Genomic DNA, 14,109 nt, shown 5'->3' with positions numbered 1-14,109 from the left:
CTCAGAGGTCGTTGTAGCCCAGGGAACGCAAGGCACGCTCGTCGTCGGACCAGCCTCCCTTCACTTTCACCCAGAGGTTGAGCATGACCTTGGAGTCGAACATGGTCTCCATGTCCTTGCGGGCGTCCTGGCCAATGCGTTTGATGCGCTCGCCACCGTCGCCGATGATGATCTTCTTCTGGCCATCACGCTCCACCAGGATCAGGGCGTGGATGTGCAGGATATGACCCTCCTGCTTGAACTCTTCGATCTCCACGGTGATCTGGTAGGGCAGTTCGGCGCCCAACTGCCGCATGATTTTCTCGCGCACCAGCTCGGCTGCGAGGAAGCGGCTGCTGCGGTCGGTGATCTGGTCTTCCGGGAAGAAGTGGTCACCTTCCGGCAGTCGCTCGGAAACCAGGCGCTCCAACGTATCCAGGTTGTGTCCCTGGAGGGCCGAAACCGGGATCAGTTCAGCGTTTGGCAGTTGCTCCTGGAGCCAGGCCAGGTGCGGGATGAGGTCGCCCTTCTCTTCCAGGCGGTCAGTCTTGTTCACCGCGATCAGCACGGGGCCTTGCACGTACTGCACGCGCTCGAGCACCAGTTGGTCTTCTTCGGTCCAGCGGTCACGGTCGACCACGAAGACAACCACATCCACGTCCTTCAGGGCCGCCGAGGCGCTACGGTTCATGTAGCGGTTCAGCGCCTTGTCGCTTTTCTTGTGCAGGCCGGGGGTGTCGACATAGATCGCCTGGACATTGCCCTCGGTCTTGATGCCGAGCATGTTGTGCCGGGTGGTCTGTGGCTTGCGCGAGGTGATCGCCAGTTTCTGCCCAAGGATGTGGTTGAGCAGCGTGGACTTGCCCACATTGGGGCGGCCGACGATGGCAACGTAGCCGCAGCGGGGGGTATCGATATCAGTCATTGCCGTTCTCCACACCGAGGGCAACCAGGGCGGCAGCCGCAGCCACCTGTTCGGCGATACGGCGGCTGGCGCCCTGGCCCTGGGTCTTGTCATTCAACAGGGTGACCTGGCACTCAACGAAAAACGTCCGGCAGTGCGGTTCACCCTGGATATCCACCACGTCATAACGTGGCAGTTCGCAGGCCCTGGACTGCAGAAACTCCTGCAGACGGGTCTTGGGGTCCTTGTTGGTGTCCACCAGGGTCAGGCCTTCGAGTTCGTTGGCCAACCAGGCAAGTACGCGCTCACGCGCGGCCTCCATGCCGGAATCCAGGTAGATGGCGCCTATCAGCGCTTCCAGTGCGTCCGCGAGAATCGACTCACGGCGGAAACCGCCACTCTTCAGCTCACCCGAGCCCAGGCGCAGGTACTCGCCCAGCTCGAAACCGCGGGCGAGCAGCGCCAGGGTCTCGCCCTTCACCAGTCGCGCACGCAGTCGTGACAGCTGGCCCTCGCGGGCCTGCGGAAAACGCTCGAACAGCGCTTCGCCGGCGACGAAGTTGAGGATGGCATCGCCGAGGAATTCGAGGCGCTCGTTGTTGCGCCCCGCGTAACTGCGGTGGGTCAGGGCCAGAATCATCAGACTCTGGTCCTTGAAGGTATAGCCGAGCTTACGCTCGAGACGGCTGAGGGATACGCTCACTGGGCTCGCACACGGAATTCTTTATCGAAGCGCACCACCAGATCGAGGTTTTCGACCAGGGGTTCGCGTTTTTCATACTTGAGGTGGGCCTGGAATTCGTTGTTTTCCAGGGTTACCTTCAGGGACTTTTCCAGGTCAAGGTCACGGATGCCATTCACCTGCATGCCCTTGGACACATGGCTGTAGAAGTCGGGAATGGTCCTGATCTCAAGGGCTTTCTCGGTTTCAACCGACGTGATGATCTTCTCCAGGGAGAAGAAATCGAGGTAATGCGGGATAACCTTGAAGGCGGTGCTTGCCAGGAAGGCCACTACGGCCAGAACCAGCAGCCAGCCCATAACCGACATACCCTTCTGCTTACGCGCGAACGTCATGATCGACCTCAATGTCTGTGTTTTTATGGAGGCCGGTTGGCCCGCAAGCAAGACTATATAGCGACTGCGGCGCTGTCATGAACAACGCCGCAAAACCGCAATGGCGAGCGGGTTATCAGTGAATCAGGCCCACTCGGGAGAAGTTCGGCAGATTGCGCATCTTGGGATCGGGCCAGCTCATCCAAACGGCAAACGCCTTGCCGACGACGTTCCGGTCCGGGACCATGCCGAGCAGGTCCTTCGGGATACGCGGATCGTTCCAGTAGCGGCTGTCGTTGGAGTTGTCCCTGTTGTCGCCCATCATGAAGTAATGCCCCTGGGGCACTACCCACTCGCGACCCGGCTCCATGCGGTAGCGCTTCATTTCCTTGCGGATCAGATGCTCGGCTTCGCCCAGTCTCTCTTCGTAGAGCATGGCGCTACCCAACGTGCCTGGCTCTTCGCCCAGTAGCTTTTCAGCGACTGGCTTACCGTTGACGGTCAGATGCTTGTCGCTGCTGTAGGCAATTCGGTCGCCCGGCAGGCCGATCACCCGCTTGATGTAGTTGATGTTCGGGTCGCTGGGATAGCGGAACACCATGACATCACCGCGCTGCGGATCACCCACCTCGATCACCTTGTTATCCAGAACCGGCAGGCGGATGCCATAGGCAAACTTGTTGACCAGGATGAAATCGCCCACTTCCAGGGTCGGTTTCATCGAGCCGGACGGGATCTGGAAGGGTTCCACCAGGAAGGAGCGCAGCACCAGTACGATGGCCAGCACCGGGAAGAAGGACTTCCCGTACTCCACCAGCAGCGGCTCCTTGTTCAGCCTGTCGACCACTTCCGGATCGGGCTCGCCGACTTGCCCCTCGTAGGCAGCAATCGCAGAGCGCCGGCGCGGAGCCAGCAGAACCAGATCGATAAGCGCGAGCACGCCGCAGACTGCCACGGCGATAACCAACAACAGCGGGAAATTGATCGACATAGACCCTAGCTATCCACTTTGAGCACAGCGAGGAAGGCTTCCTGCGGGATTTCCACGCTGCCAACCTGCTTCATCCGTTTCTTACCGGCCTTCTGCTTCTCCAGCAGTTTTTTCTTACGGCTTACGTCGCCGCCGTAGCACTTGGCCAGAACGTTCTTCCTGAGCGCCTTTACGGTAGTACGCGCAACGATCTGTCCACCGATCGCCGCCTGAATCGCCACGTCGAACATCTGCCGCGGGATCAGTTCCTTCATCTTCTCGGTCAGCGCGCGACCCTTGTAGTGGGCCTGATCGCGATGCACGATCAGTGCCAGGGCATCGACCTTCTCGCCGTTGATCAGCACATCCAGCTTCACCAGATTAGCCGGTTCGAAACGATCGAAGCTGTAGTCCAGCGACGCATAGCCACGACTTACCGACTTCAGGCGGTCGAAGAAGTCCAGCACCACCTCGTTCATCGGCAGGTCGTAGCAGACCTGGACCTGCGAGCTGAGGAACTGCATGTCGCGCTGGACGCCACGTTTCTCGATGCACAGGGTGATGACGTTGCCGAGGTGCTCCTGGGGTACCAGGATATTGGCGCGAACGATGGGCTCGCGCATTTCGTCGATGGACGCGAGGTCGGGCAGCTTGGACGGGTTGTCGACGTAGATCGTCTCGCCGTTCTTCTGCACGATCTCGAAGACCACGGTAGGAGCGGTGGTGATCAGGTCCAGGTCGTATTCGCGCTCCAGGCGCTCCTGGATGATCTCCATGTGCAGCATGCCGAGGAAGCCGATGCGGAAACCAAAGCCCAGGGCTTCGGAGCTTTCCGGCTCGTACTGCAGGGCAGCGTCGTTCAGGGTCAGCTTCTGCAGGGCTTCGCGGAAGTCTTCGAAGTCATCGGAGCTGACCGGGAACAGGCCGGCGTAAACCTGCGGCTTGATACGCTGGAAGCCCGGCAGCACGTCCACGTCAGGGGTGTTGGACAGGGTCAGGGTATCGCCCACCGGCGCGCCATGGATGTCCTTGATGCCCGCAATGATGAAGCCCACTTCACCGGCCTTCAGATCGGCCATCTCGGTGTGCTTCGGGGTGAATACGCCGACGCTGTCCACCTGGTGGAGCTTGCCGGTGGATTTCACCAGGATCTTGTCGCCCTTCTTAACCCGGCCATGCTTGACGCGTACCAGCGAGACAACACCCAAGTAGTTGTCGAACCAGGAGTCGATGATCAGGGCCTGCAATGGTGCGTCGATCTCGCCTTCAGGGGCGGGAATCACCTCGACCAGACGCTCCAGCACATCGATCACGCCCATGCCGCTTTTGGCACTGCAGGGCACGGCGTCGGTAGCGTCGATGCCGATAATGTGTTCGATCTCTTCCTTGACCCGCTCCGGCTCGGCCTGGGGCAGGTCCATCTTGTTCAGCACCGGCATGACCTCGAGGCCCTGCTCGATGGCGGTGTAGCAGTTGGCCACGGACTGAGCCTCCACGCCCTGGCCGGCATCCACCACCAGCAACGCGCCTTCGCACGCGGCCAGCGAACGACTGACCTCGTAGGTGAAGTCCACGTGACCGGGGGTGTCGATGAAGTTCAGCTGGTAAGTCTTACCGCTCTGCGCCTTGTAGTGCAGCGTGACGCTGTGGGCCTTGATGGTGATGCCACGCTCGCGCTCCAGGTCCATGGAGTCCAGTACCTGGGCCTCCATCTCGCGGTCGGACAGGCCGCCGCACATCTGGATGAAGCGGTCTGCCAGGGTCGACTTGCCATGGTCGATGTGGGCGATGATGGAGAAATTGCGGATATGACTCAGGTCACTCACAGGTCAACACTCAAGAAAGCCGCAAGCAGGTTGCTCGCCGAAAAATAGCGGGGGAGTTTACCTGATCGGCGGCCAGCCCGTCACGCCCATGCAGCGGAAGGCATAAACGAAAAAGGGCGGCCATTGGCCGCCCTTATGCACTCCAACCGCGCTATTCGGCTAGTTTGAAGGTGATGAAGCTGGCACGCCCCTGACGCAGTACGCGCATGGATACCGAACGATTCTTCGGCAGCTCCTTCGCCACTTGGGTGAAAGCCTTGGCAGAGGTGATAGCCTGATTGTTCAGGTGAGTGATCACATCCCCCGGACGCAGGCCCATCATGGCCGCCGGACCGTCCTGGACCTCCTTGATCACAACGCCACCCTGGATATCCAGCGCCTTTTTCTGCTCATCGGTCAGTTCGACCACGCTCACACCAAGGCGATTAATGTTGCGTTCGACGCCATCGCCGGTTGCAGCGGCCATTTCCTCGCCATCTTCCGGCAGGGCGCCAATGGCCATGTCGAGGGTCTTGCGACTTCCTCCACGCACGACTTCCAGCCTGATCTTGCTACCAGGCTTGAGATTTCCGACCAGGTGCGGCAGGTCAGCGGAAACCACAATGGGCTGACCATTCATGCTGAGGATGACATCCCCCACCTGCAGACCACCCTTGGCTGCCGGGCCACCTTCCTGGACCTGAGCCACCAGCGCGCCGGCAGGCTTGTCCAGGCCAAAGGATTCGGCCAAGTCTTTATTCACTTCCTGAATCACGACGCCGAGCCAGCCGCGGTTCACCTTGCCCTCGGACTTCAGTTGCTCCGCGACGCTCATGGCCACGTCGATCGGGATGGCGAAAGACAACCCCATGAAGCCGCCGGAGCGGGTGAATATCTGCGAGTTGATACCGACCACTTCGCCATCCAGGTTGAACAGCGGGCCACCGGAGTTGCCCGGATTGATGGCGACGTCGGTCTGGATGAACGGCACATAGTTCTCGTTCGGCAAGCTGCGCCCCTTGGCGCTGACGATACCGGCCGTCACCGAGTGGTCGAAGCCGAACGGCGAACCGATGGCCAGCACCCAGCTGCCCACCTTGAGCTCGTCGGATTTACCGATCTTCACGATCGGCAGGTCCTTGCCCTCGACCTTCAGCAATGCCACGTCGGTACGCGGGTCGGCGCCAATCAGCTTGGCTTCCAGCTCGCTGCGGTCGGACAGGCGCACGATGATCTCATCGGCGTCAGCCACCACGTGATTGTTGGTCAGGACATAACCGTCCCTGGAAATGATGAAGCCGGAACCAAGCGACTGTGCTTCACGCTGGCGACCGCCCTGCGGATTACGCGGCACCTGCGGCATGTTGCGCTCGAAAAATTCACGCAGCATCGGCGGCAGACCTTCCAGATCTGGCATCACTTGGGCCCCGGCCGCACCACGCTGGGGCAGCTTCTGCCGGGTACTGATGTTGACGACTGCTGGAGACGCCTCTTCGACGAGAGGCGTGAAGTCCGGCAATTCGGCACGAGCCACAAGGGTTTGACCAAGCAACAGCAAGGCTGCCATGGCAGTCATGCAGGATTTGAGGTTAAGCATCGACATACAGCTCCCGTCGCATAACGAGTGGTATGAACTCGCCGAGCCGCCCGGCCCGACGAGCAAAACAGAAACATAAAAGCAAAACGAGCCCGGAGCGTCAGCCCCAGGCTCGGTGGAACATCGTGAAAAAGACAAAGCGGGAGCCGAGACTCCCGCACCGCGATGCGGTTACAGATCCTGTAGCAGGGATCATTGTGTCGCAGAGGCCTCCGCTGCCCGCATGGACAGGGCGACCCGTTCGGCCGTTCCCAGCGGGATTTCGCCGACCACAGTCACCATCACGTCGCCATCGGCCGTACTAAGCCGCTTGGACACCATCACTGTTGGCCCCAACTGGCTGCGTGCATCTTCGACCACTGCGCCATGCAGTGGCTCGAGGAACACCGAGAAACGTGCCAGGCCATCGCTGTAAAGCAAGCTGGACACAGGATCGGACGATGCCGGGCTGCGACGTTCCTGCGCGCTGGTTAGACTGAAGCCCGGCGGCAGCCATTCGGAGCGCCAGTGAGCAGGCTTGTCGGCCTGCGCCTCACTGACGCGCACTGACTTGCAGCTCGAACTGGGCTGCAGGTCGGCATCAGCCGGGGGAGTCGCTGTATTGATGCGAGTGAACTGGAACCGTTCCAGCAGCTGTCCCTTGTCGCCCAGGAGAAGGGACTTGAGCGGCAAGCCAGTGTCACGATCCAGATGCAGCTCGAAGCCATAACGATGCTGATCACGGGGAGCCAGGGTCAGGACCATGGCCGGTCGCCCGGCTACGCGAGACTCGCCGGCCAGGCGCAGGTCATACCATTCGGAAAGCTGCTTGGCATCGAAGGTACGGGCGGGCCAGACCTGACCATCGGACATCTGATCGGACAGGGAGCCACTCACGCACTGGGCGCGTCCATTGACGCGCACCACCTCTTGCGCCGGGCCATCGAGCTGAAACAGACGCTCGCGCACTTCGCCGCCCTCCTGGACCTGATGCCAGACCTCATGGGTGGAGAAGCTCCCATTTCGTTCGTAGACGAAAGTTCCCTGGAAACTCTGGCGCTGCTCCGCGTCAGCGAGGCGCTGCAGCCAGTCCTGAGCGTCAGCGGCCTGGACTGATTGGGCCAGCCAGCCACTCAGCAAGATGAATACCGGAAGTGCGCGCATGTTCCTCCTCAGCGGCTCTCCAGACTGGCAGCACGGGCATAGGGCAATGCGCTATCGCTACCACTCATCGCAGCCTGCTGTGCGTGCTGCCGCAGGTAGGCCGGCAAACGCTTCTCGTGCCAACCGGAAGACGACTGTGTCGCGCCGATGGGCTGCTGAACCTGCTGGGCATCTTCACTATAGCCAGCCAGAACGGCACCTTTCTGCGCCTGCGGCATAACCATCGCCGGTTGGCTGCCCTGCTGCTGCGCCAGCTGCTGGGTGCCTACGACCTCGTCCTGGTTGTACAGACGTACACCGGCCAGCACAGCCACGGTCACCGAAGCGGCAACAGCCAGTCGTCCCAGGCTGCGCCACGGACCCCGTACCACCTTCGCCGGCGGCGCGGCTTCTTCGGCCAGGGCGGCCGATACCGCGGCAGCGATGTCCAGGCGCGGCTCCAGCAGCTCCTTGTGCATCACGGCCCGAGCAATCTGGTAACGCGACCAGGTAGCCCGTAGTTCTTGATCTTCGCTGGCGGCGAGAACTCGACGCAGCTCCAGTTCGTCCGCCTCGTTATCCATTACCGCGGACAGCGATTCCTGCAAAGCTTCACGACTCATGGCGGTTCCCCTCTTGGCTGTCGCCGCTGTCTCAGGTTCCATGCAACAAGGGTTGCAAGGCTTTATCGATGGCTTCCCGCGCTCTGAAGATACGGGATCGCACAGTACCCACCGGACACTGCATGACGCTGGCAATGTCTTCATAACTAAGACCATCGAATTCGCGCAGGGTTAGCGCCGTGCGCAAATCTTCCGGCAGTTGCTGGATGCTCCGGTGCACTGTGGCCTCGATCTCATCGCGGAGCAGGGCTCGCTCCGGCGACTCGATATCCTTGAGGGCGTGGTCACCGTCATAAAACTCGGCGTCCTCAGCACTTACATCACTGTCTGGCGGGCGTCTTCCACGCGCCACCAGATGGTTTTTCGCCGTGTTGATGGCGATGCGGTACAGCCACGTATAAAACGCACTGTCGCCGCGGAAGTTTCCGAGCGCGCGGTAAGCCTTGATGAAGGCTTCCTGGGCTACGTCCTGGGCTTCCTGGGCGTCATGCACGAATCGCACGATCAGCCCGAGAATCTTGTGCTGGTACTTCAACACCAGCAGATCAAAAGCCCGCTTGTCGCCCTGCTGCACCCGTTCGACCAGCTGCTGATCCTCTTCCTGGGTTAGCATGAACACTCCTCGTCGATCTCGAAGGGGTGTTGCGCCAGCCAGTGGATCGGCTTGCCAAAATAGACTCGGGCGTTGCGCAAAAGTTCTCCCCTCCAAGCAAGCTTCCTGCAGATTGTTTTTCCATCTGCACGGAATGACGCAGCAGAGCCTGCGGCCATGCTGCGCCGAATATAAGTCGCTTGATCTACAGGCATCCGGGCTGCACATTTCATGTGCATTCGTTGCGTAAGTGTAAGCAAGCACCGTCTCTTCAAAATGGTGACCCTGAATGGAACCTGAACGACTAAAAAAGTTCCGTGGCACCACGCAGGATCATAAGCGCGCTATTGTGCCGCCCACCCCGGCTATATACTAGCCGCCGCTTTTTTCGCGGGAACCGACATGAGCCAACATTTCCAGCATGACGTACTGGTCATCGGCAGCGGCGCCGCCGGCCTGACCCTGGCCCTCACCCTGCCCTCGCACCTGAACATCGTCGTACTGAGCAAGGCCGACCTCAGCAACGGGTCGACCTACTGGGCCCAAGGCGGTGTGGCTGCTGTGCTGGACGATACCGACACGGTCGATTCCCACGTCGAAGACACCTTGATCGCAGGCGCCGGCCTGTGCCGCGAAGACGCCGTGCGCTTCACGGTGGAGCACAGCCGGGCGGCCATCCAATGGCTGATCGACCAGGGGGTGCCCTTCACCCGCGACGACGAAAGCGCCCGCGAAGACGGCGGCTTCGAATTCCACCTCACCCGCGAAGGCGGCCACAGCCACCGGCGCATCATTCATGCCGCCGACGCTACTGGCGCCGCCATCTTCAACACCTTGCTGGAGCAGGCGAAAAAACGGCCGAACATCCAGCTGCTGGAACAGCGCGTCGCCGTCGACCTGATCACCGAGCGCAAGCTCGGCCGCGAGGGTCAGCGCTGCCTGGGCGCCTACGTGCTGAATCGCAACAATGGCGAAGTGGACACCTTCCATGCCCGCTTCACCGTGCTCGCTTCCGGCGGCGCGGCCAAGGTCTACCTCTATACAAGCAACCCCGACAGTGCCTGCGGTGACGGCATCGCCATGGCCTGGCGCGCCGGCTGTCGGGTGGGCAACCTGGAATTCAACCAGTTTCACCCCACCTGCCTTTATCACCCGCAGGCGAAGAGCTTCCTGATCACCGAAGCCGTGCGCGGCGAAGGTGGCCTGCTCAAGCTGCCCAATGGCGAACGCTTCATGCAGCGCTTCCACCCGCGCGCCGAACTGGCCCCGCGCGATGTGGTGGCCCGCGCCATCGACCATGAGATGAAGCGCCTGGGCGTGGACTGCGTCTACCTGGACATCAGCCACAAGCCAGCCGAGTTCGTGAAGAGCCACTTCCCCACGGTCTATGAGCGCTGCCTGGACTTCGGCATCGATATCACCCGTGAGCCGATTCCGGTGGTACCGGCGGCCCACTACACCTGCGGCGGTGTAGTGGTGGATCAGCACGGGCGAACCGACATCCCCGGCCTCTACGCCATCGGCGAGACCAGTTTCACTGGCCTGCACGGCGCCAACCGCATGGCCAGCAACTCCCTGCTGGAATGCTTCGTCTATGGCCGTTCGGCAGCGACCGACATCCTCAGCCAACTGGGCGAAGTGCCGATGCCCACCCACCTTCCAACCTGGGACGCCAGCCAGGTGACCGACTCGGACGAGGACGTGATCATTGCGCACAACTGGGACGAACTTCGGCGTTTCATGTGGGACTACGTCGGCATCGTGCGCACCAACAAACGCCTGCAACGTGCCCAGCACCGGGTACGCCTGCTACTCAGCGAAATCGACGAGTTCTATAGCAACTACAAGGTCAGCCGCGACCTGATCGAACTGCGCAACCTGGCGCAGGTAGCGGAACTGATGATCCGCTCGGCCATGCAGCGCCACGAGAGCCGTGGCCTTCATTACACCCTGGACTATCCGGATCTGCTGCCCGAGGCCAAGGACACTATTCTGGCTCCGCCCATCTTCGGCGACTGAACCTCAACCTCACCCGCAACCGGCGGTGCTGCTCCTGACGCAGGGAATCCGCCGGTATGCACAGCCCCCTCCCCCACCACTGCCCCGGCACTCGGAAGCGCAGAATCACCACCAACGGCAACGCCAGGCCGTCCGGGCGCAACTGCACCGGCCGCCAGCCGTCGGCCGCGCACCAGAGCTGCCAGCCGTCGCGGTCAAGACGCAAGCCGGTAAAGGCGTTTGGAGAAGTCAGAAGAATCTGCCTGGGTAGGCACCAGGCGGCGTGTACTGCGCATGCCATGAAGCCGGCAATCCTCGCCCAGAGTGGAAGATTGGCAACCGACAGGGCCAGGACGGCCAGGCATGAGAGGATCAGGTAGAGCGCCAGCAGGCGCCGCGATGGGCGCCAGTGGCATTCGAAGGTGTTACTTGGGCTGGACACGATCCAGGATCATGCGAACCATGCGGCGCAGATCCGCATCTTCCGGCTCGCCACGCTGCATGAACCAGCCGAACATATCCTGGTCCTCGCATTCCAGCAGCTTGCGGTAACGAGCCTGGTCTTCGGCGTCGAGGCTCGGATACACCTCCTTCACGAAGGGCACCAGCAGCACGTCCAGTTCAAGCATGCCGCGACGGCTGTGCCAGAAGAGTCGGTTCAGTTCAATTGAGTCGGCCATCACAGCGCCTCCAGGAAAGAGGCGCGCATTATAACCACAGCCGCCGCCCCGGGCACCCGCTGACAAGCCACCAGCGGAACTCTATGATGGCGCCCCAAACATTTTTCCAGCGATCCGCAATGGCCGACTCAGCATTCTTCTGTCCGCTCTCCCACGAAGGCCTGCTCGCCGTCCGCGGCGTGGATGCCGCGAAATTCCTCCAGGGCCAGGTAACCTGCAACCTCAGCTACCTGGACGAGACCACCTCCAGCCTGGGTGCCCGTTGTACGCCCAAGGGCCGAATGATCTCCAGCTTCCGCATCCTCACCCAGGGCGAGGGCTTCCTGCTGGCCCTGGCCAGTGACCTGGTCGAAGCCCAACTGGCCGACCTGAAGAAATACGCCGTCTTTTCCAAGTCCACCCTGACCGATGAAAGCGCCAACTGGGTGCGTTTCGGCCTCAGCCAGGGCGATGGCGCCCTGCTCGCCCTGGGCCTTGACCTGCCGCAGTCCGCTGACAGCGTCACTCGCGAACGCGACCTGATCGCCGTGCGCCTCTGCGACGGCCGCGCCGAACTCTGGGCCCCCAAGGACGACGCCACCACCCTGGAAGCCCGCCTGGCGGCGCAGCTGCCACAGGCACCGCTGAACGCCTGGCTGCTGGCCCAGGTGCGCGCGGGCATCGGCCAGGTGTTCGGAGCTACCCGTGAGCTGTTCATCCCGCAGATGATCAACCTCCAGGCGCTCGGCGGCGTCAGCTTCAAGAAAGGCTGCTATACCGGCCAGGAAATCGTCGCCCGCATGCAGTACCTGGGCAAGCTCAAGCGTCGTCTCTACCGCCTGGCTCTGGTCGCAGGCGAACTGCCCCAACCGGGCGTCGAGCTCTTTTCCCCGGTCCACCAGAGTTCGGTAGGTGAAGTGGTATTGGCCGCCCCGACGACGGACGGTTGCGAACTGCTCGCCGTGTTGCAGGAAGACGCCGCGAATGACGGGCGTATCCACCTGGGATCCGCCGATGGTCCAGCACTGGACCTGCTCGACCTGCCCTATACCCTGGACGCTGACCGCGAAATCCAGCGCTAGCCCGCCCCTGCCGGCCACTGACGAGACATTCAATGAGCAAGCTTGCCGACAAAGTCCTACAAGACCTCACCAAAGCCATCGAATGCGATGAACTGGTGCTGCCAACCCTGCCGGAAGTGGCGCTGAAGGTGCGTGAAACCGCCGAAGACCCGAACTCTGGGATCCACGACCTGGCCAAGGTCATCGGCAACGACGCCGCGCTTACCGCCCGCATCATCAAGGTGGTGAACAGCCCGTTGCTGCGTACCAGCAAGGAAATCACCGACCTGCAGATGGCCATCAGCCGGCTGGGCATCAACTACACCAGCAACTTGGCCACCGGCCTGGCCATGGAGCAGATGTTCCAGGCCACCACGGACGTGGTCGACCGCAAGATGCGCGAAGTCTGGAACAAGAGCACCGAAATCGCCGGCATCTGCCATGTGCTTTGCCGCCACTACACCCGCCTGATGCCCGACCAGGCAACCCTGGCTGGCCTGGTGCACCAGATCGGCGTGTTGCCCATCCTCACCTACGCCGAGGAACACAACGAACTGCTGGCCGACTCCATCAGCCTCAATCATGTGATCGAGCGCATCCACCCGCTGATCGGCGACCGCATCCTGCGCGCCTGGGAATTCCCCGAGCCGATCGCTGCCGTGCCCAGCCAGTATCTGGACTTCAGCCGCAACTCGGCGCGCGTCGACTACATCGACATCGTCCAGGTGGCCACCCTGCAGAGTTACCTCGGCAGCGAGCACCCCTACACCCAACTGGACTGGGGCCAGGTGCCCGCATTCGCCAAGCTCGGCCTCGACCCGAACGTCGACATGCAGGCCGACGAAGACCTCTCCGCCGCCATGGAGGCGGCTATGAGCCTGCTCCAGTAAAACCCGTACGCATCCTCCCCATCCAGCGCTAGACTCAGGCTTCCCCTGACGTCGCTGGATGGACCCGGATGCGCGTACTCCTTCTCTCCCTATGCCTGCTCTGCCACGGCCTGGTCGCGGCAGAAGAAGTGCGCCTGACCAACGGGGAATGGGCCCCCTACCTGGGCGCCAGGCTTCCCCACCAAGGCGTGGCCTCACGCATTGTCGAGGAAGCCTTCGCCCTGGAAGGCATCGAGGTGAAGTGGGAGTTCTACCCCTGGGCTCGCTCGATTCACCTGGCCGAGCGCGGCGAGCGCACTGGCACAGCTGTCTGGCTGCGCAGCCCGGAGCGAGAAGCGCGCTTCTTCATCAGCGAGCCGGTGGTGGACAGCACCTACTATTTCTTTCACCACAAGAACCACCCTCTGGACTGGCAACAGGTTTCCGACCTCAAGGGCCGGCAGCTCGGCGGCGCTCTGGGCTACGACTATGGCGCGGACTTTCAGCGCGCCGAAAGTCACGGCCAGATCAAGGTCAAGCGCCTGAGTGGTGAAGAACAAGGCCTGCGAATGATCCTGGCCGGTCGGCTCGACGCATTTCCCATGGACAAGGTCGTCGCATTCGCCCTGCTGAACGACAAGTTCAGCTCCGCCGAACGCGCAGAGATAAGCTTTCACCCACACCCGCTACGCAGCGACAGCCTGCACCTGATGCTCTCCCGGGAGGTGCCCGGTAATGCCGAGCTGATCGCACGCTTCAATAAGGGCCTGTCGAAACTGCGGGAAAGCGGCAAGGTCGCCCACTACCTGCTGGAAGTGCAGCAGCCGCTTAGCCTGGCGCCGTAGGGTGGATCACGCCTTACCGATCCATCGGC

General features: G+C 61.8%; 15 protein-coding genes. 4 read left to right on the top strand and 11 right to left on the bottom strand.

The window, feature by feature from the left end; all coding sequences use genetic code 11:
- Window position 1 precedes the first annotated feature (1 nt).
- The 9 genes from era to rpoE all read right to left on the bottom strand — a co-directional run bounded on the left by era (window position 2) and on the right by rpoE (window position 8,669).
- On the bottom strand, window positions 2-904 hold the full coding sequence (gene era / locus E8F20_RS15000; protein WP_028626356.1) for a GTPase Era: 903 nt from the start codon (window positions 902-904) through the stop codon (window positions 2-4).
- The gene (rnc, locus tag E8F20_RS14995; protein WP_280284417.1) at window positions 897-1,586 is read right to left on the bottom strand and encodes a ribonuclease III; all 690 of its coding nucleotides are present in this window, start codon (window positions 1,584-1,586) and stop codon (window positions 897-899) included. The genes era and rnc overlap by 8 nt, the downstream gene beginning before the upstream one ends.
- Window positions 1,583-1,960 (bottom strand): DUF4845 domain-containing protein, encoded by a 378-nt coding sequence (locus E8F20_RS14990; protein WP_280284416.1) that lies wholly within the window; start codon window positions 1,958-1,960, stop codon window positions 1,583-1,585. Before E8F20_RS14990 ends, rnc begins: the two co-directional genes overlap by 4 nt.
- Before the next feature lie 115 nt (window positions 1,961-2,075).
- The gene (gene lepB / locus E8F20_RS14985) at window positions 2,076-2,930 is read right to left on the bottom strand and encodes a signal peptidase I (RefSeq protein WP_280284415.1); all 855 of its coding nucleotides are present in this window, start codon (window positions 2,928-2,930) and stop codon (window positions 2,076-2,078) included.
- 5 nt (window positions 2,931-2,935) lie between these two features.
- Window positions 2,936-4,735 (bottom strand): translation elongation factor 4, encoded by a 1,800-nt coding sequence (gene lepA, locus E8F20_RS14980; protein WP_137823094.1) that lies wholly within the window; start codon window positions 4,733-4,735, stop codon window positions 2,936-2,938.
- A gap of 151 nt (window positions 4,736-4,886) precedes the next feature.
- Window positions 4,887-6,311, bottom strand: a complete 1,425-nt coding sequence (locus E8F20_RS14975) for a DegQ family serine endoprotease (protein WP_280284414.1) — start codon at window positions 6,309-6,311, stop codon at window positions 4,887-4,889.
- 192 nt (window positions 6,312-6,503) lie between these two features.
- Window positions 6,504-7,454 (bottom strand): MucB/RseB C-terminal domain-containing protein, encoded by a 951-nt coding sequence (locus tag E8F20_RS14970; RefSeq protein ID WP_280284413.1) that lies wholly within the window; start codon window positions 7,452-7,454, stop codon window positions 6,504-6,506.
- A gap of 8 nt (window positions 7,455-7,462) precedes the next feature.
- Complete coding sequence (locus E8F20_RS14965; RefSeq protein ID WP_280284412.1) at window positions 7,463-8,056, bottom strand: RseA family anti-sigma factor; 594 nt, start codon at window positions 8,054-8,056, stop codon at window positions 7,463-7,465.
- Window positions 8,057-8,087: 31 nt separating this feature from the next.
- The gene (gene rpoE, locus E8F20_RS14960) at window positions 8,088-8,669 is read right to left on the bottom strand and encodes an RNA polymerase sigma factor RpoE (protein WP_028626348.1); all 582 of its coding nucleotides are present in this window, start codon (window positions 8,667-8,669) and stop codon (window positions 8,088-8,090) included.
- Between the two features lie 381 nt (window positions 8,670-9,050).
- Here rpoE and nadB point away from each other — a divergent pair, with 381 nt between their 5' ends.
- On the top strand, window positions 9,051-10,667 hold the full coding sequence (gene nadB / locus E8F20_RS14955; protein ID WP_280284411.1) for an L-aspartate oxidase: 1,617 nt from the start codon (window positions 9,051-9,053) through the stop codon (window positions 10,665-10,667).
- Here the strand turns inward: nadB and E8F20_RS14950 are convergent.
- Both E8F20_RS14950 and E8F20_RS14945 read right to left on the bottom strand, forming a co-directional pair.
- A complete protein-coding gene (locus tag E8F20_RS14950) occupies window positions 10,636-11,088 on the bottom strand; it encodes a protein YgfX (protein WP_280284410.1) in 453 nt (150 codons plus the stop codon). The genes nadB and E8F20_RS14950 overlap by 32 nt on opposite strands.
- A complete protein-coding gene (locus E8F20_RS14945) occupies window positions 11,072-11,326 on the bottom strand; it encodes a succinate dehydrogenase assembly factor 2 (RefSeq protein WP_028626345.1) in 255 nt (84 codons plus the stop codon). Before E8F20_RS14945 ends, E8F20_RS14950 begins: the two co-directional genes overlap by 17 nt.
- Before the next feature lie 119 nt (window positions 11,327-11,445).
- Here E8F20_RS14945 and E8F20_RS14940 point away from each other — a divergent pair, with 119 nt between their 5' ends.
- From E8F20_RS14940 to E8F20_RS14930, 3 genes are all read left to right on the top strand, one after another.
- The gene (locus tag E8F20_RS14940) at window positions 11,446-12,387 is read left to right on the top strand and encodes a folate-binding protein YgfZ (RefSeq protein ID WP_280284409.1); all 942 of its coding nucleotides are present in this window, start codon (window positions 11,446-11,448) and stop codon (window positions 12,385-12,387) included.
- A 32-nt stretch (window positions 12,388-12,419) separates the two neighbouring features.
- Window positions 12,420-13,256 (top strand): HDOD domain-containing protein, encoded by an 837-nt coding sequence (locus E8F20_RS14935; protein ID WP_280284408.1) that lies wholly within the window; start codon window positions 12,420-12,422, stop codon window positions 13,254-13,256.
- A gap of 68 nt (window positions 13,257-13,324) precedes the next feature.
- Window positions 13,325-14,080, top strand: coding sequence for a transporter substrate-binding domain-containing protein (locus E8F20_RS14930; protein ID WP_280284407.1), 756 nt, complete (start codon window positions 13,325-13,327; stop codon window positions 14,078-14,080).
- Window positions 14,081-14,109 lie beyond the last annotated feature (29 nt).

This window comes from Pseudomonas sp. BN415 (genome assembly GCF_029871195.1).
GTDB classification, from domain to species: Bacteria; Pseudomonadota; Gammaproteobacteria; order Pseudomonadales; family Pseudomonadaceae; genus Metapseudomonas; species Metapseudomonas resinovorans.
The sequence above is the reverse complement of the archived record's forward strand: the minus strand, read 5'-3'. Positions and strand labels throughout refer to the sequence as shown.